Raw genomic sequence first — 17,261 nt, 5'->3', positions numbered from 1 at the left:
GTCGCATTAATGCGTGTATTTAAAGCAAATAAACTCATTAATATGTCTGACTCGAATTTCGAAATAGTAATAATTGGCGGTAGCTACGCTGGTCTTTCCGCGGCACTTGCTCTGGGCCGCGCCCGCCGGAAAGTATTGGTTGTCGACGCAGGAGAGCCGTGTAACCGCTTTACGCCTCATGCGCAGAACTTTCTTACCCGCGACGGTACTCCTCCCGCTGAGTTGCGACGGCTGGCCATGGCCGATGTAAAGAAGTACCCAACGGTAACCTTCCGTGAGGCACGGGTTACAAAACTGGATGGAGAATTGGATGAATTTCAGGTCTTTTTCGGAGAGAATGAATCCGCTACGGCCCGGCGCGTGATTATTGCGGTGGGAGTTGTTGATCTGCTGGAGGACATCCCCGGTCTGGCCGAATGCTGGGGTACTTCGGTTATTCACTGCCCGTATTGCCACGGGTACGAGTACAACGACCAGCCCACCGGCTACCTTAGCAATACGCCGGATACACCCGGTTTCCCAAAAATGCTGCTCAACTGGACTCCCGATGTGACGGTGTTTACCAACGGCCCCGCTGAGTTCGAGCCTGAAGCATTGCAAAAGATGAACGTCTCGCTCAACGAGCAAAAGATCGTTGAGCTTCGTCACGAAGCAGGTTGCCTCCGGGAGGTCGTCCTGGAGGGAGGAGAGACAGTCTCGCTTGCGGCGTTGTACTATCGTCCTCCGTTTCGCTTAGGCTCGGCTTCTATTGCCGGGCTTGCACCTGAATTACAGGAGAGTGGCCACATCAAAACTGATGCTCAGCAGCGAACCTCCATCCCCGGCATATTCGCGGTGGGCGACTGCGCACACCCAATGAGGTCTGTTGCAATAGCGGTTGCCGCAGGCAACGTTGCCGGTGCAATGGCGAACCACGATTTGATCTGACCCGGTAGTGGACGGGGCGGCGGCAGAAGTCGTCGCCCCGTCCGCAACCATGAAAGCCCTTCATTGCACCTGCGACCGCGCCATAAGAAGATTGACATTTACCGGACCTGCGACGTTGAGCTGAATGAGTTTCCTATCCTGGCAGAGCGTGACACCGGGCAGTTGTACGTATCGCTTTACCGCCGGGGTATGGGAGTGGTTGCCTCGAAGGACCCGGACGCTTCCAGGGACAGGTGACTTTACTTTTTAACGAATTTGATCGTTTGATTCGACTTATCTCCGACCGTGAGCAACGTGTAAAGACCGACGGGTAAAGTTCCCACGTTAACCTCGACAACATTTTGCTCTGTCGAAACGGGTGAGCGGTGTACTTCCTTCCCATTTTGATCATAAATGAGGATGGTATGCCCCCTAAAGCTGGAAGGAACTGATACGGATAAAATGTCGACAACGGGATTAGGGAAGATCGTAACCGTTTGGGCCTCCAGATTGCCAGAAGGTTTGTTCGTCTTTGCGGCTTGAGTGACCTCACTGAACTCAATAGGAGAATTGTCCTTTGCTGTTGGGAAGTTTCCAATGATTTCCCCGTCGATAACAAGGTCTTTTCCTACCAGGTGGCTTTGGCTTTTTGACAGGAAGTTCAACGGGAAATCAGGGTAAAACGAGCGCGATGCGGACAGGTTGGAATTAACCCTCGGATAACTATCTGCCAATTCTCCTACGGGTTCTCCGTCTATGACCAGTACCCCGTCAACCAAAGCAGCTCCTGAAGACGATTGCGAAGGATCTTTTGCAAGCCGGGCGCTAACACAATCATCTGTACAGTCCCAGTCACTGTTTAGCCTCATGTGATGGCAACAGGCTTTAATGAATTTTCCGTCGGGCTCTAACGGAAGACGGTTGATGATGTAGCATTTAAAACGAGAATCGCTACAAATGATGATTTGGCTGTGAGGATCTTCCTTTTGAGCCTGGGCAGGAAGGATACTGAGAAACCCGAATAGTAAGAAAAGGTACTTCAGCATATGGGTAGGGTTTGAACAGACTTCAGGATGAACCACGTTGGTTGTCAGCTAGAACAAATATATGCCCCCCCTCATTTAATCAAGTTTTCTACGTTCTTCCCGCCGTATTGACTCCGCTTACGAGTAATAGAAATTTCGGGAAGGTTGCTTTTCAGAGCGTAAACCCGAAAGCACCAAAATTGGAAACCTTTACCTTTGGCGTTTCTAACAATGAGGAGCCCTTCGCCTGTTTTATATAATGTCACTATGTCTAAAGACTATACCGCCTTCGCCAATCGCCTTCGTAAAATGGCCAAACATTACGGTAAATGGGCTCGCCGTAAGGAGATCGAGGTGTACCGGGTCTACGACGCCGACCTGGATGAGTTCCCAATTCTCGTAGATCGATATGCCGAACAGGTGTACGTTTCCCTCTACCACCGTAAGGGCGAAATCTGGACCGAAGAAGACTACCAGGACCGCAAACTGGCCTACCGGGATATTATCACGGAAGTGCTGGGAGTTGGAAGAGATAACGTATTCTTCAAGCTGCGCAAACGGCAACGGGGAACCGAACAGTACGAAAAACTGAGCATCGTTAAACGGGAATTCACCGTCGTTGAAAACGGCCTGGGCTTCATCGTTAACCTCACCGATTACCTCGATACGGGCCTCTACGCGGATCACCGCGACACCCGGATGATGGTAGCCGAGCGCGTCGCTAAGGCCGGGAAGGAAGTGAGGGTGCTCCACCTCTTTGCCTATACCTGTTCCTTCGGCGTCTACGCCGCTGCGGCCGAAGCCTTCCGGGTCGATAACCTCGACGTTTCCAATACCTATCTGGAATGGGGGAAACGAAACTTTGAACTCAACGAGATCGACGCTAGCAAGCACCGTTTTATCCGCACCGATATTCTGGAGTGGCTCCGCGAACCTAAACTGACCAAGTACGACCTCATCATCATCACGCCACCTACCTTCTCAAACTCCAAACAGATGAAGGAACCTTTCGACCTGCAGGCCGATCACCTCAAGCTGATCAACAACTGCACGCCGAAACTGAACGAAGGAGGCTCCATCCTCTTCGCCACCAACGCCCGCAAGTTCAAGTTCGATGAGAGCAACGTGATGGGCGCATCCTCCGTAAAGGAAATTACCAAGCAAACGTTACCGCAGGATTTCCGGAAGAAGAACCTGCACCGCGTCTGGGAAGTGAAATAGGAACTAGAGAACTAGAGAACTAGGGAACTAGGAACTAGAGAACTAGGAACATAGAAACTAGAGGGCTGGATAGCTAGCCCCTAATTTCTAGTTCCTAATTCCTAGTTCCTAGCCCCTAATTTCTAGTTCCTAAATCCTAGTTCCTAGCCCCTAATTCCTAATTCCTAGCTCCTAGCTCCTAGCCCCTAGTTTCTAGTTCCTAGCTCCTAGCTCCTAATTTCTAGCTCCTAGCTCCTCATCGCTTCGACAGCGTCCATCTTAGCTGCGAGTCCTGCAGGGATTGCGCCGGCTAAAATGCCGACAACCGCAGAGCCCAGAATCCCAAAAATGGCGTACTTGACGCTAAGTGTGATTTGGAAACTCTCGAAAATTGAGTTCAGGACCATTGTGGCACCAACTACCAAAAGAAGCCCGAACAAACCTCCAATGATGCAGAGGATGACGGACTCGGTAAGGAACTCCAGCAGAATTACGAACTGACGAGCGCCCAGTGCTTTCTTCACCCCGATGAGGCTGGTCCTTTCTTTAACGGAAACGAACATGATGTTGGCCACACTAATGGCTCCGACTATGATAGAGAAGAACCCGATCAGAAAGCCAACGGTATTCAGAACACCGAAAATTCCACTGACCTGATCCGCGATCATGCTTAGCTGGTTCATTGCAAAACTGTCGTTTTCGCGGGGGCGAAGGCGCCGGCTGGAACGAAGGATACCACGGATATCGTCTTGGACCTGTTCGAGAGAGAAACCTTCTTTTGCTTTCACGGCAACACTGCCTCCAAATCGGTTACGGTTTTTGAGGTTGATGAAGCGTGCGGCATTTGTGTACGTCACCATGATGGCATCATCGAAATCGAGCGGATTGATGAGGTCCCCGCCCGCAGCTTCCAGAACACCGATAACTTCATATTTACGCCCCCCCATTTTTATGGTCTTGCCCACTGGCTCGATGGCGCCAAACAGCTCTTGTGCAATTGTAAACCCGAGCAAGACCTTGTCTGATCCTCCGTTGTATTCTGCAGAGCTCCAGTACCGGCCTTTGCCGATTTCGATGTTGAGCATCCGGTTGAGCTCGTAAGTGGTGACGAAGAGGAAACCGCCTTCTACTGTATTTCTTTGGTACTTCAGGGTTTTTACGCCGGGTACTGTCCAGTAGGAAACCAGCGAGGCGGTAGGCATCCGTTCTTTCAGCGCTTCGTAATCGTCGTGATCAGGATAAGGGCGCTGGTAATATTCCCACCAGTCGCCGCTGTTGTCTTTCCAGGGCCATTTATCGATGTACACAACATCGTCTCCGAGTTTGGCCAGGCTTCCCTGCACGCTGTCTTCCAGAGATTCCACTGCAGAGAGAACACCAATGATACAGAAGATCCCGATCGAAATGCCAAGCAGCGAAAGAAAAGTGCGCAGCTTATTGCCGGTAAGCTGGGCGATGGCCTGGCGGACACTTTCGGTAAAGACCTTCAGAAAAAGCATGAGAATATCGGTTTAGTCAACTGAACCGCAGCTTTTCTCCTGAGAAGAGGATGGCTGCGGTGATTACCGGCAGTATCCGCCGGAAGTCAAATATCGCTCAAGATACAATTCAGGCGCAGCCGCAGGTGCATACATAGACTAAAGGCAGGGAAAGTTGGACCAACGGTTAATTTTCCTGGCCAGAACATCAACATTCCATCCCCCTGAAGCCTTACTTAATGGCGGGCTTACAACCATCTTGTAAAATACCCCTACCTTTGCCCGCTATTTAAAGTCTCCGTAATATAAATTGCGGCGGCTTTGGGCGAACACTTATACTGTTTTTGCCTTCAACCATCAACGAAACATCAGGGACTAAAATTAGCCAAGGGAATGAGGACGAAGCTGTCACAATTCAAATTCGAACTAAACGAGAAATTAATCGCCCGTACTCCCAGCAAGCGGCGGGACGACAGCCGAATGATGGTCGTCAACCGGGAAACCGGCGAGATCGAGCACAAGATGTTCACCGACCTGCTTGATTACTACGATGAGGGAGACTCTCTGGTATTTAACAACACCAAAGTTTTTCCGGCCCGCCTCTACGGCCTCAAGGAAAAGACCCAGGCCCGCATCGAGGTTTTCCTCCTGCGCGAGCTCAACGCTCAGGCCCGCCTGTGGGACGTTCTCGTTGATCCGGCCCGGAAAATCCGCGTAGGTAATAAGCTTTACTTCAACGATAAGCGGGGCGTTACCCGCCTCGTCGCCGAAGTAGTAGACAATACCACCAGCCGCGGACGTACCATCCGTTTCCTTTACGACGGACCGAACGACGAGTTCCTCAAGGAACTCCACGGCCTCGGTAACACGCCCCTGCCCAAACTACTGGAGCGCGAAGCCGACGCCCGCGATGCAGATCGCTACCAAACCGTCTTTGCCTCCGAGATCGGAGCGGTTGCCGCGCCAACGGCCGGCCTCCACTTCAGCCGCGAAACGCTGATGCGGATGGAACTCAAAGGAGTTAAGAAGGCAGACATTACGCTTCACCTCGGTCTCGGTACCTTCAGGGCTATTGAAGTCGAAGACCTGTCTAAGCACAAAATGGACGCCGAGTACTTCCGCGTCGAGCAGGAAGCCTGTGATACCGTGAACGCCACTAAAATCGATGGTGGAAAGGTCCTCGCCGTCGGAACCACCGCCATTCGCGCCTGCGAAAACAGTGTAAGCGCCGAGCGCCTGCTGGCTCCCAACGAAGGATGGACCAACAAATTCATCTTCCCTCCTTACGATTTCCACATCCCGGATCACCTGCTCACCAACTTCCACCTGCCGAAGAGTAGCCTCTTCATCACTACCTGTGCTTTTGGTGGTATCGACCTGATCCTGGAAGCTTACGCCCAGGCGCAGAAAGAGAAGTACCGCTTCTTCGCCTACGGCGACTGTATGCTGGTTATATAAAAACCGCCCTGGCTTTTTGTAACAGAATTTAGCCGAAGCCCGGCCCGATTAATTTCGGGTCGGGCTTCGTCGTTGGCTCATTTGTCTTCCGCTTTGCACCTGCGGCCGCGCAAAAAAAACGAACACGCGAATGGTAGGCTCGCGTTTAATCGGTGTATCAGTGCATCACAATTAAATAAAACTATCATGTCTACCACAAAAAACCTTTTCAACGAAGAAGCCGTCGCAAAAATCAAAAACCTTGCCGATGGAGGCTTCGTCATGCTTTGTACCGATCTCGACAGCAAGCCGTTCAGCTCCTGCCCGATGAGCGTACAGCAGGTCGACGACCAGGGGAATCTCTGGTTCTTCAGCGGTAAAGACAGCGACCACAACGCCGACATCAGAAACGCCCCCGCTACGCAGGTGTTGCTCGCCAACTCTTCCGACAGCGACTACCTCAGCCTTTACGGCAAAAGCACCATCACCGAAGACCGCAGTAAAATTGAAGAACTCTGGAGCCCGGCCGTGAAAACGTGGTTTCAGGAAGGTAAAGACGATCCCAACCTGAGCCTCATCCGGTTTACCCCCGACGAGGGATTCTACTGGGATACGAAAAATGGGAAAATGGTAGCGATGGCAAAAATGATGGCGTCGGTCGTTACCGGCAAGACGATGGACGACGACGTGGAAGGAACCCTGAAAGTGTAAACCTGTCATCAACTGAAATAAAAGAGCCCCCGACCGGTGACGGTCGGGGGCTTTTGCGTCTTTATGATGTATCCGCGTCAGCTTCGGCTGCCAACCTCCCACAGGATCAACAAAGACCAAAAGGAAGGTGACTTAAATTAGTATGTAGTTAATAGCGGAATAGGCTATCGTATTTTAACCAGAAACATGGGTTTTTGCCCACCAGTTACACGGCAACCCCGGCACCGCTTGCGCGGCGAGCCGGGGTTGTTTGTTGCGAGAGGAGGGGCTGAGATACTGGTAGTCCGGGAGGGAATCGAACCCCCATTACCTGAACCAAAATCAGGAGTAATAACCGTTATACCACCGGACAAAATTGGAGCGGATAGCCGGAATCGAACCGACATCTTCAGGGTGGAAGCCTGTAACTCTGCCATTGAGCTATATCCGCAAATTTGTACTCCAAAAAGGATTCGAACCTTTACTGAGCCGGATGCCTCTGCCGTTGGGCTACCGGAGCTTGAAATGGAGCCGTTTCGTGCACGACACAGGAAACCCCGGCCAGAGGCGGAGAATCGGTTAGATGCCGTACTGATACTTTCATAGAGCGCGCGCCTTCCCACGGGCGCGGAGACCGTTGGCAGACACTTATTGTGCGGGCCGGGCGCCTTGCCCCCGAAGCCCTCGCTGTCGTGATTTTTGAAGTTGCATAGGTGGAAATATTTGTCGTCTGTACTTGCAGACGGAGAGATAATGCAGGGAGCACCGGGATTAGTTGCAGACAGGAATGATTTTGTCGTTAGCCCACGCAGCTTTTCAGGGCGACGGCGCGCAGGTGCAGCAAAAGGATAAAGAAGCAGGGTAGGCCGCAGCCAGAGAATGTTGTCTTCCGGGTGCTACGGAATCTGCGCTGAATTCCCCAGAAGCATAAAAACGAGTGTTGCTTGCAGAAGTGTAGTGTTTATGCGGGTTTGAGCCGTATTCGCGCTGGTCGTAGCCGTATTTAAACGTTTATAAACGCAAGTATTCGAATAAAAGACGACTAGCACCGGGCGGTTCCCTCAGTTTTGCTGGCGTTCAACCGAATTGTCCACTAAACAAACAGAACTACCATGACTTCCGAATCCCTGATTGACATTCTCGACGGTCTGCGCAACGGCGTAGACCCCCGTACCGGCGAAACCTTCCACAAGAAAGACAGTTGTCTCGGCCAGCCTGAGGTGCGCCGCTCGCTCAATAGCCTCATTAAAACGCTTACCCTACCCGTTGATCCGGAGGCGATCAACATCCCCGATCAGCTGGTGAAGGAAACCTGTGCTGCCCTACGGGAGTTGGGTTATGCCCCCTGCGTGGCGCAGCTGGCTAAAATATTCATCGGTAGCCGCTCCATTGCTGATCATTCATTGAAGGGTCTGGTCGCCTACAACAAATACCGGGGCGTGTACAAGCGGGAGCTGATCCATACTCATCTGATGGAGTTTCACCGCCGGTTCCCTGAAATCCTCCCGGAAATTGCCAAAGTAAACAAGCGCACGGTCCACGAGCCCTGGGGGGAGATTGATTTCTTCCGCGTTGCGGTCTTTGATAAAATGGACATCGAAAAAGAAGCAGAGGTGAAAAAAGCGATCGACGGTCTTGGTCTGCGTAAAGAGAACCACCGGCTGCCGGCATACATGCAAAAAGCCCGCGAATCTTACTCCCGGTCCTTCGAGCCCTGGGTACGGGACGAGCAGGCCCTACTGATCGAAGCAATGTGCTACTCCAACGATTTGAAGCGCCTGTCGGATATCTTCGGACGTTCTCCGCGCTCGCTGGAGAGTATGGGGCAGCGACTCATCTTTGAAAGTAAGGAGAAACAACGGGTGGCCTGAAAACAAAATGAGCTGTCGGGAAGAACTCCCGACAGCCCATTCTGCTGTGAATCGCATCAGAACGATGCTTCAGTATTGGTTACCGCTTGATCAGGCGGTGGACCATCTGACGGCCATCTACACTCACCCGAACGAGGAAGACACCGGAGGCACGAGGCTGGAGGTTGACTGTTTCGGCGTTGTAGCCAGCAGCAACGTTCACTTCCTGCTCGCTGATGGTGCGGCCGGTCAGGTCAGTCAGTACGATCATAGCTTTACCTGCGGCCTGAGCCTCGAAGCCAACGGTAACCTCGCTGAGTGCGGGAACAGGGAAGACAGAGAGCCCGGTATCGCCGAGGGTATTGTTGGTCAGTTCAACGATGTTGCTGAAGGTGAAAGTACCGTCGAGGTCTACCATGCGGAGGCGGTAGTAGGCATTGGCGAGTGGGCTTTCGTCCATCAGTTCGTAGAAGAGCTCTGTCTCTGAGTCGCCAGCGGCAAGTACTTCGCCGATTGCGGCCCAGTCGTTGTTGGCGTTGCTGCTGCGCTCAACCACGTAGCGGTCGGCGGCTTCCTCGCGGGCAGTAGACCAGGTCAGTTTGTTGGCTTTTTCCATCGCCTGTCCGTTGAAGGAGATGAGGTCTACCGGCAGGGCCGTGGAAGCGGATACGGTGAACTCTCCGCCGCTGGCAAAGTAGTCGTATACTTGAACAAAATACGTTTGCGGTGCTGCGGCTCCACCCCTTGCTGCGGGAACGGTATATACAAGGGTTTCGGGGGCATCTACTCCACTAGCGTGTTCATCTACGCACTTTAATCCTACCAGATTTTCGCAATCTCCGCTGTAGAGTCCAATTACCATGTCGGTTGTCCCGCCAGTTGTAATGGTAATTACGTCTCCTGCTCCGTTAGGTACCGTTACGGTAAACCATAGATCATCGTTGTCATTGCCGGTACAATAATCTACGCTTGCAGATTGTGTGGCATCAGAACTGTCATAAGTATCACCGCTGGCGGCCGTAGGCGCCCCACTGATATCGGTAAGGGCGATGGCACCTGCACAGGCGTCGTTCGGGGGAGGGCATGCTGCAGGAATGGTAGCGGTCCGGGTAATCTCACATGTTCCGTCCTGATCGTTGGTGAGCGTAAAAGTAATAGTGCCGCTTCCCGGAGGATAGGAATAAGTGATTTCGCCAGTATTAGTAATGGTTGTTGGTGGTGTGCCATCACTTACAGACAGGCTGGTGGCGGAACCGAGGCTGCTGATGTCAAGTGTCACCTCATATTCTCCACTGAGATTACAAGAAGTTGCCACCGTTGCTGTTGCTTCGGGGGGCGCACAAGTCCCACACTCAATTCCGATGGTGAAATCCCCCGTTTGGGTACTTGTGTTGCTGTAATGACCAACAGATGCGTAATAAGTAACCCCACTAACGGTAGTGAAGGTGTAGTCTTCAGCTGTTCCACTGCCACCGCTATCAACACATTCTTCACTGGTCAATGTGCCGGCGCAATCTCCGGAGTATACACCCAGTTCAATGTCGTAGCCTGATTCAGGGTCTGCGGTAAGCGTTACGTCGAATCCGTTGCCGCTGAAAGTGTACCATACAGCAGGCCCCATGTCGCAACCAATGCCGTCAGCATTGTCCGTCGCACTAACCGTACTTCCGTCAATTGGAGTTCCTCCGCAGAAGAGAGCTTGTGCCGTAGAGCACTCGTTGTTCGGTGGGGGGCAGGTAAAGCTTTGTGTTGGACTGGTTATAAAACATGCTCCATCCTGATCGTTGGTAGTTGTAAATACAACACTGGTGCCGGAGGCATAGGGACCGAAGGTGTACGTATCGGTCATGGATGCCGTTTGAGTCGGAGAACCCTGGTCGTCAGCAATAGTTAGAGTTGTCGCAGTGCCTACGTCAGAAATTACTATTTCTACGTAGAACTGGTCGTTGGCACAATCCTCAGAAATGGCATAGGTTGCCGTTGGGGAAGCGCAGTTCAGGCTGTAAGCACAAATCGTGAAGTCACCAAAGGAGTTATTTCCTGACTCAAATAGCCTTAACGTAATCGTTTCTCCTGGCGTGCGTCCAGTAAGCTCAAGAAATGGTGTAAAGCTACTGCCGCCGTCATCGTCACATTCAATGGCTATTAATGCGCCACAGGTACCCGAGTAAGCCTGCATGACCATATCCGTAGGACCACCGGCAGTGCCTACTTCAATGGTAAGGTCACCAGATGCTGGTACGATTGCCGTGTACCAGACGTCCTGCCCGGCACCGAAGCTCCCACAAGTCGGAGTGGGTGTGGTGCCCGAAGCGGTAGAACTCAAATTGGTTGTAGTTAGGGGCGCAGAGCAAGTGCCATCTGTTGTAACGGTGAGGGCTTCGGCACCAGAACATAGGTCGTTCGGTGGAGGGCAGATAAAGCTTTGTGTTGGACTGGTTGTAGAACATGATCCATTCTGGTCATTAGTGATAGTAAATACCACGTCGGTTTCGGAGGCGTACGGCCCAAAAGTATTTACTCCAGAGAGGTTGGCGGCTTGTGTTGCTGAACCCTGGTCGTCCGCAATGGTAAGTGTGGTAGCACTTCCCGGATCGGTCACCGCTACATCGATACTGAACTGACCATTGGCGCAATCTTCAGCTACAGTATAGGTTGCAGTAGCCTCAACGCAAGCTCCTGGTTGAGTCGCGGAGAAGTTGTCGAGATAGATATACCAGTCATCCGCATTCCAGGTGTATTCAAAGCGGAAGGTTACGTCGTCTCCTGCCGTCAGAGTATTAGCAGGGATCGTAACTACTTGATTTGTACAAGTGCCAACGGGGGTAGTTGTTGTCCATATTGAAGAAAAGGTGGAGCCGTCAGTAGAGTAAAGGAGTTCCACCTGGCCGAAATCGCTATCAGCAGCCGAACTGGTGCTGTAGTAGTCTACTATTTTGTAGTCAAAGGAAATAGTTACTTCGTCAGTAGTTGCATTGGTAGCAGTATTGGTCGTTACTGAACCGGTTGCACTGCCGCTGTAGATGTTATCCCGAATTGATGTGCCGTCACAGGCCCCAAAAGTAGATGAGGAACTTCCGGCGTTAGACCATGAACTGGGAAATCCGGATTCAAAGTCTTCGTTTATTCCAATCTGTGCGGATAGGCTACCACATAGTAGTAGCATAGTAAAAAGTAAAAGTGTTCTCATTTAGTGAGGTTTGGTCTGATCGGCAACAACCCGAGACTGCAGCAAAAAGCTGGTCGGGTAAAAAGCCATCAGGTGGAGAGGAAATTGAATTAGGTATAGTTTGTGCCCCTTTGAATGTGTAGCATAGTATGCTTAACTATGGCGAAAGTACAAAATATTATTCTCCTTAATCAAGGACTGCGCGTTATATTTGAAAAAACAATAACAGTAATTCCTGCCTTTTTATGCTGCTTTCGAAGACCGGTCGCTCTGCACCTGCGTCTGCGCCCGGAACAGCATCCATGCCTGCGGCAAACCGGGGAAGAAAAGCTCCGGTAAGAATAAAGTGAGCCTCAAAAATTTTTTCTTTTGGCAGTGCACACGCAATCCGATTTGCCGTTACACCATTGCGACCCAAACAAATACGCAGGAGATAAACATTTGTCGGCTACCTTTCTCAAATCGTAGTTTTTTGATTTTGTCTGCTTTTCTCCGTATTTTCGCGGTCGCCAAAACAATATGCTTCCCTTAACTTCGGTTAAAGGGTCGTTAAGACGGTTTCGGCCGCTAAATCGCAACCCACTTTCTTTACAAAACGGGAAAACTAAACAAGCACTAAGCTTTCTTTCATCATCTTCCCCAAATCACACGTTCCGTACAATGGCATTTACTAAATCGCCCACTTTCAAGTACATCAAGAATTTTATCATCGGCGTTGGTGCCGCGATTGTAATGCTTGGTGCCCTCTACAAGCTCCAGTCCTGGGAGATGCCCACCATCGCAGGAATCAAGTTTGACCTCATCACCATCGGTCTTGGTATTGAAGCAGCACTTTTCGCGCTGATCGGTATCCTTGGCCCTGATCCTGACTACTACTGGGACAAACTCTACCCCGGCCTCAGCAGCTACGACGGTGACGTTCAGCCCCTGACTTCCGGCGGCGCAGCTGTTTCTTCCGGCGCTGCTCTTAACGGAGAAGTAGTAGAGCAGCAGCTCGGTGGTATGTTGACTGAGCTCCAGACTATGTCTAAAAGCATGAGTAGCCTCAAAGCGCTCCAGGATGCAGACTTCAGCGGCACCGGTGAGCAAGTTCGCCAGATGGGCAACTTCTACGCTAAGCTCAACGAAGCTATGGCCGACCTCGCAGCAACTGCTGACGAAACCAAAGCGTACAAGTCTAACATGAAGTCACTGAACGGTAACCTCAACACGTTGAACTCCGTTTACGGCAACATGATCAGCGCTATGCGCGGCCCTAACGCATAAGCAGCAACCGCTTAGCGCAATACATTCCCCTTTTCATAAGCAAACCGACGCGGCGGCAACGTTGCCGCCGCGTCCGTTTTTTAAAAATATATATCAATGTCAATTCCAAAGGAACCCCGGCAGTTGATGATCAACATCATGTACCTCGTACTGATGGCCCTGTTGGCCCTGAACGTCTCTGCTGAGGTTATGAACGCTTTCCAAACCCTCGATGAGGGTAACCAAAACTCCATCGCTACCGTAGACGAACAACTCGACGCTACGGTTAAAGGAGTTGAGACCATCCTGGAAGATGATTCCAAGAAGCGTTTTCAGCCTATTCAACCAGCTATCGAAGAAGTCCGCTCCATCTCCGGTGAGTTCGGTACTTACGTCGATCAACTCCGTGACTTGATGATCGACAGATCTGGTAACAATAACGGTGAAGTTGACGACGAAGATTACAAAGTAGACCACGGTGTACGTGCGCTTCGTGGCAAGAAGAACAAAGACATCACTACCCGTTTGCTCGTCCTTGGCGAAGACGGTCAGGGAGGTCTCGGTGCTGAACTGAAGGAAAAAGTTATCGAAACCCGCCAACGCCTCATCGATGCTTACTCTAACCTGTTGACCGAGCACGGCCAGAACATGGACCTTAAGCCCGCCGATATCGAGGCTAAGATCCAGAGCGTTGCCGTTAACATGCCTTTCAATATCGATGATGAAGCATGGAAAGAAGCTGATCGCCCAAGCTGGGAAGATTTCAAATTCGGCCACATGCCCGTAGCTGCAGTAATGCCGCTGCTTTCTCAGATGAAGTCTGACCTGAAAGTTTCCGAGTCTAACCTCGTAAACGATATGGTCAGCCTCGCTGGTGGTAAGGTGATTGAGATCGACAAGTTCTTCCCGGTTTTCAACGCCGACCGTAGCTACGTAATCGGTGGGGAGAAGATCAACGCTAAGGTTTCTGTAGGTTCTTACTCTTCGAGCCTCGATCCTTCTAACGTTGATCTCCGTGTAAACGGACAGCGTCTGCGCATCAACCCTGACGGTACGGCTGACTTCAGCATCACCGGTTCAGGAACCGGCCAGAAAACACTCACTACTTCTGTTGCGGTAACTAACCCGCTCACGGGAGAGGTGAAAAGAGGCGAAGGCAAATTCACCTACGAAGTAGGCCAGCGTTCTGTATCGGTTTCTGCCGACAAGATGAACGTTTTCTACATCGGTGTGGATAACCCCGTAACCGTAGCCGCTGCCGGTGTTGCCTCCGGCGACGTCCGCGTAAGCGTTACTGGTGCAGCTTCTAAAAAGTCTGGTAACAACTCTAATCTGATCGTAACCGGTAACAGCGTAGGTGACGCCAAAGTAAACGTGACTGCTAAAGGACAAACTCTTGGTTCTTTCGATTTCCGCGTGAAGCGGATTCCTGATCCGAAGGCGAAAATTGGTGGTAGCACGGGTGGAAAACTCCGTTCTAACATCTTCAAAAGCCAGTCTGGCCTTTACGCTGAGTTGGAGAACTTCGACTTCGAAGCTAAGTGTGGCATCACCGGTTTCGAATTGCTGTACATCCCTAAGCGTGCTGACCCAGTGGTGAGCACCAATGCTGGTGGTAACTTCACCGCCAGCACCAAGAAACTGGTAGACCTGGCTAAGCCGGGTGACAACTTCACCATTCGTAACATCAAAGGGCGTTGCCCCGGAGACAACGGACCACGTGACCTTGGTACCATGAGTTTCCAGATCCAGTAAATCCGTTAAGGCCGGCGCATCGTTTGTATATGCCGAAATAAAAACGGATTTTTGCGAGCCTTCCGGGAAATGTTCCGGAAGGCTCGTTTTTTTTCATGACTTTTACACTATGCCCGTTGTAAGCTACGTTCGTAGATGGTATAAGTCATTTTCCCTCTTTAATCACTCCCCTCCCATGAAGGCAGCTCTTAAACTGGCCCTCCTGCTTCTGCTCGGTACCTCTTCGGTTCTGGTTGCCCAGCGCCCAGGTAACCCGCAGGACAATCCCGATAATATTACTCTTCCCGGAACCGGCGACCCCGCCAACCCTTCCGATAATATCTTCATTACGCCCGTTAATGACATCGTAGAGAAGCGGACCAAGAACGAACGTCGTATTCTGGCGTACGAGAACATCCGTGAGGCAGACATCCTCTGGCAGAAACGCGTATGGCGGGTACTTGACGTAAGAGAAAAGATCAACCTTCCTTTCTCTAATCCGGAGCGCCCCCTCATCAATATCCTGATGGAGGCAGCGAATGATCGTAAGATCGAACTCTACAGCGTACTGGATGATAAGTTCACCACGCCGCTTACCGAATTGGAGCGTGGATCAATCGCAGGTGGAATCGACACTGTTCCCGTTGTTGACCCTGAAACTTACGAGGTAACCTACTCTCTGGTGCCACGTGAACTGAACCCGGACGATGTTCGTCGTTACCGCCTTCAGGAAGTATGGTTCTTCGACCGGGAAAGCTCTACCATGAAGGTACGCATCCTCGGTATTGCCCCCCTGATCGACGAACTCGACGAGAACGGTAACGTAATCACCGAGCGCCCCATGTTCTGGGTTTACTACCCTGGCGCACGCCAGGTACTGGCCAACGAGAATGCCTTCGCTACTGGTAACGATGCGGCCAACCGCAGTTGGGAAGACGTGTTCGAAAGCCGTTTCTTCAACAGCTACATCATCAAACAAAGCAACGTAACCGATCGCCGGATCCAGGATTACAAAACCGACGGGCGTGAGCGTCTGATGGAAGCTGAGCGGATCAAGCAGGAGATCTTCAACTTCGAGCACGACCTCTGGTCTTACTAAGAAACTAACCCTGGTTCTCGACTTGTATCCGTCCCTCTTGCCGGGGAGAATTACCAGCACCCGGGGAGACAAGAGCCGAGACCTCCCGAAAGGTTATTTTACTACGATAAAAATGCGCTGTTGGCCCCTTGGCCGACAGCGCATTTTTGTTTTTAGGAGCGTGCTTTTCTGTCTCCTCTCCGGGAGACAGCGTTAACCCAATACGGTCTTCACCTCTACGGTTTCGTGCAGCGTCCGGTGTACGGGGCAGCGGTCGGCAATCTCCAGAAGGCGTTTTTTCTGTTCCTCGGTCAGGTCTCCGGTGAGGATGATGGTACGGTCGAAGTGATCGATTTTGGTGGGCTTCTTGTCCACAAGGATCATATCTGTTGCGTAGTCTTTCCGGTGGTCGATGTGTACCTCAATATTTTCCAGGGGCCATTTTTTTCGGCGGGCGTACATCTGAACGGTCATAGCTGTGCAGGCGCCCAGTCCGGCACTGACGAGCTCGTACGGCCCCGGGCCGTAATCGTTGCCGCCAATGCTTTCGGGCTCATCGGCGACAAGGTGGTGCTGGCGGACCATGACCTCCGTTGTGAAACCTTCATCTCCGAGCCTTACTGCGACTTCTTTGTCCGATCTGAGGGGCGCGGCCGCAGGTGCAGTGATATATCTCGATGACCAGCCAGCAATAACCTGGCCGGTATAATGAGCATCTTCAGCCCGGGTCAGGAGGTGGTCCGCTCCGTCGAGCGAAACAAAGCTTTTGGGATGAAAGGCAGCTGTGTACAGTTTAGCCGCCTCATCGATGTTAACCGTTGTGTCTTGCGGAGAATGGAGAATGAGCAGCGCCGCACCGAGGTCTTTAATGTGTTCGAGGATAGGTTGCTGGTCGAGATCGTCAAGGAATTGCTTCGCAATCCTGAAGGGGCGCCCGCCGATGCTTACGGTAGCCTCGCCTTCGGTCTCGATCTGGTCGATGTCTGCGGCGAAGTGGGCCGAAACATGATCCGGTGCAAAGGGGGCACCGATGGTGGCCACCGCTTTTACGGAGTCGATCATCCTGGCGGCGCAGAGTACCGCTGCACCACCCAGGCTGTGGCCAACGAGAAGAGCCGGAGCATCGTAATGCTCGCCGAGCCATTCTGCTGCGGCAACGAGGTCTGAGATGTTAGTCGTGAAGTTGGTGTCTACAAAGTCGCCTTCGCTGTTGCCCAGTCCGGTGAAGTCGAAACGCAGTACGCCATAGCCCTGTAGGTTCAGTTCCCGGCTTATGTACCTGACTGCTGCCAACGAACTCGAACACGTAAAGCAGTGCGCGAATAACGCAAAAGCATGCGGATGACGGTTTACCGGAAGCTCTAACCTTGCAGCGAGTTGCTGCCCCCGCCCGTTGGGAAAGTAGATCTTAGTGCTTTTCAAAGTAATTGGTTTAAAAATGAAACAAAA

Annotated in this window: 12 protein-coding genes and 2 tRNA genes; 8 read left to right on the top strand and 6 right to left on the bottom strand. The window is 51.8% G+C overall.

Translation table 11 applies throughout. The features are described 5' to 3' along the window. The first annotated feature begins 42 nt into the window (after positions 1 to 42). Positions 43 to 927: an NAD(P)/FAD-dependent oxidoreductase gene (locus FUA23_RS14615; protein WP_187271063.1), complete on the top strand. Its 885-nt coding sequence runs from the start codon at positions 43 to 45 to the stop codon at positions 925 to 927. A gap of 239 nt (positions 928 to 1,166) precedes the next feature. Here the strand turns inward: FUA23_RS14615 and FUA23_RS14610 are convergent, their stop codons facing one another. Next, entirely contained in the window at positions 1,167 to 1,952 is a 786-nt protein-coding gene (locus FUA23_RS14610; protein WP_147931494.1) for a T9SS type A sorting domain-containing protein, read from the bottom strand. 246 nt (positions 1,953 to 2,198) lie between these two features. Here FUA23_RS14610 and FUA23_RS14605 point away from each other — a divergent pair, with 246 nt between their 5' ends. Further along, complete coding sequence (locus FUA23_RS14605) at positions 2,199 to 3,152, top strand: class I SAM-dependent methyltransferase (protein WP_187271061.1); 954 nt, start codon at positions 2,199 to 2,201, stop codon at positions 3,150 to 3,152. A gap of 227 nt (positions 3,153 to 3,379) precedes the next feature. Here FUA23_RS14605 and FUA23_RS14600 read toward each other — a convergent pair whose 3' ends face one another. Beyond that, positions 3,380 to 4,630, bottom strand: coding sequence for an ABC transporter permease (locus FUA23_RS14600; protein WP_147931492.1), 1,251 nt, complete (start codon positions 4,628 to 4,630; stop codon positions 3,380 to 3,382). 372 nt (positions 4,631 to 5,002) lie between these two features. Here FUA23_RS14600 and queA point away from each other — a divergent pair, with 372 nt between their 5' ends. Together queA and FUA23_RS14590 are read left to right on the top strand one after the other, a co-directional pair. Continuing rightward, the gene (queA, locus tag FUA23_RS14595) at positions 5,003 to 6,067 is read left to right on the top strand and encodes a tRNA preQ1(34) S-adenosylmethionine ribosyltransferase-isomerase QueA (RefSeq protein WP_147931491.1); all 1,065 of its coding nucleotides are present in this window, start codon (positions 5,003 to 5,005) and stop codon (positions 6,065 to 6,067) included. 186 nt (positions 6,068 to 6,253) lie between these two features. Next, a complete protein-coding gene (locus tag FUA23_RS14590; RefSeq protein ID WP_147931490.1) occupies positions 6,254 to 6,757 on the top strand; it encodes a pyridoxamine 5'-phosphate oxidase family protein in 504 nt (167 codons plus the stop codon). 356 nt (positions 6,758 to 7,113) lie between these two features. On the opposite strand, the gene FUA23_RS14585 is transcribed toward FUA23_RS14590, so the two are convergent. Together FUA23_RS14585 and FUA23_RS14580 are read right to left on the bottom strand one after the other, a co-directional pair. Then, positions 7,114 to 7,187: transfer RNA gene (locus tag FUA23_RS14585), tRNA-Gly, on the bottom strand. A gap of 7 nt (positions 7,188 to 7,194) precedes the next feature. Next, positions 7,195 to 7,256 (bottom strand) — tRNA-OTHER (locus FUA23_RS14580). Between the two features lie 592 nt (positions 7,257 to 7,848). On the opposite strand from FUA23_RS14580, the gene FUA23_RS14575 reads away from it, so the two are divergent. Beyond that, positions 7,849 to 8,607, top strand: a complete 759-nt coding sequence (locus tag FUA23_RS14575) for a hypothetical protein (protein ID WP_147931489.1) — start codon at positions 7,849 to 7,851, stop codon at positions 8,605 to 8,607. 79 nt (positions 8,608 to 8,686) lie between these two features. Here the strand turns inward: FUA23_RS14575 and FUA23_RS14570 are convergent, their stop codons facing one another. Further along, positions 8,687 to 11,776 carry a T9SS type A sorting domain-containing protein gene (locus FUA23_RS14570; protein ID WP_147931488.1) on the bottom strand — a complete coding sequence of 1,030 codons (3,090 nt, stop codon included), beginning with the start codon at positions 11,774 to 11,776 and terminating at the stop codon, positions 8,687 to 8,689. 639 nt (positions 11,777 to 12,415) lie between these two features. Between FUA23_RS14570 and FUA23_RS14565 the strand changes: the two genes are divergently transcribed. From FUA23_RS14565 to porN, 3 genes are all read left to right on the top strand, one after another. Beyond that, positions 12,416 to 13,021 (top strand): GldL-related protein, encoded by a 606-nt coding sequence (locus FUA23_RS14565; protein WP_147931487.1) that lies wholly within the window; start codon positions 12,416 to 12,418, stop codon positions 13,019 to 13,021. Positions 13,022 to 13,117: 96 nt separating this feature from the next. Next, positions 13,118 to 14,755 (top strand): type IX secretion system motor protein PorM/GldM, encoded by a 1,638-nt coding sequence (gene porM, locus FUA23_RS14560; RefSeq protein WP_147931486.1) that lies wholly within the window; start codon positions 13,118 to 13,120, stop codon positions 14,753 to 14,755. Between the two features lie 175 nt (positions 14,756 to 14,930). Beyond that, positions 14,931 to 15,833: a type IX secretion system ring subunit PorN/GldN gene (porN, locus tag FUA23_RS14555; protein ID WP_147931485.1), complete on the top strand. Its 903-nt coding sequence runs from the start codon at positions 14,931 to 14,933 to the stop codon at positions 15,831 to 15,833. 192 nt (positions 15,834 to 16,025) lie between these two features. Here the strand turns inward: porN and FUA23_RS14550 are convergent, their stop codons facing one another. After that, the gene (locus tag FUA23_RS14550; protein WP_147931484.1) at positions 16,026 to 17,234 is read right to left on the bottom strand and encodes a bifunctional alpha/beta hydrolase/OsmC family protein; all 1,209 of its coding nucleotides are present in this window, start codon (positions 17,232 to 17,234) and stop codon (positions 16,026 to 16,028) included. Positions 17,235 to 17,261: the final 27 nt, after the last annotated feature.

This window comes from Neolewinella aurantiaca (assembly GCF_008014675.1).
Classification (GTDB): Bacteria; Bacteroidota; Bacteroidia; order Chitinophagales; family Saprospiraceae; genus Neolewinella; species Neolewinella aurantiaca.
The sequence above is the reverse complement of the archived record's forward strand: the minus strand, read 5'-3'. Positions and strand labels throughout refer to the sequence as shown.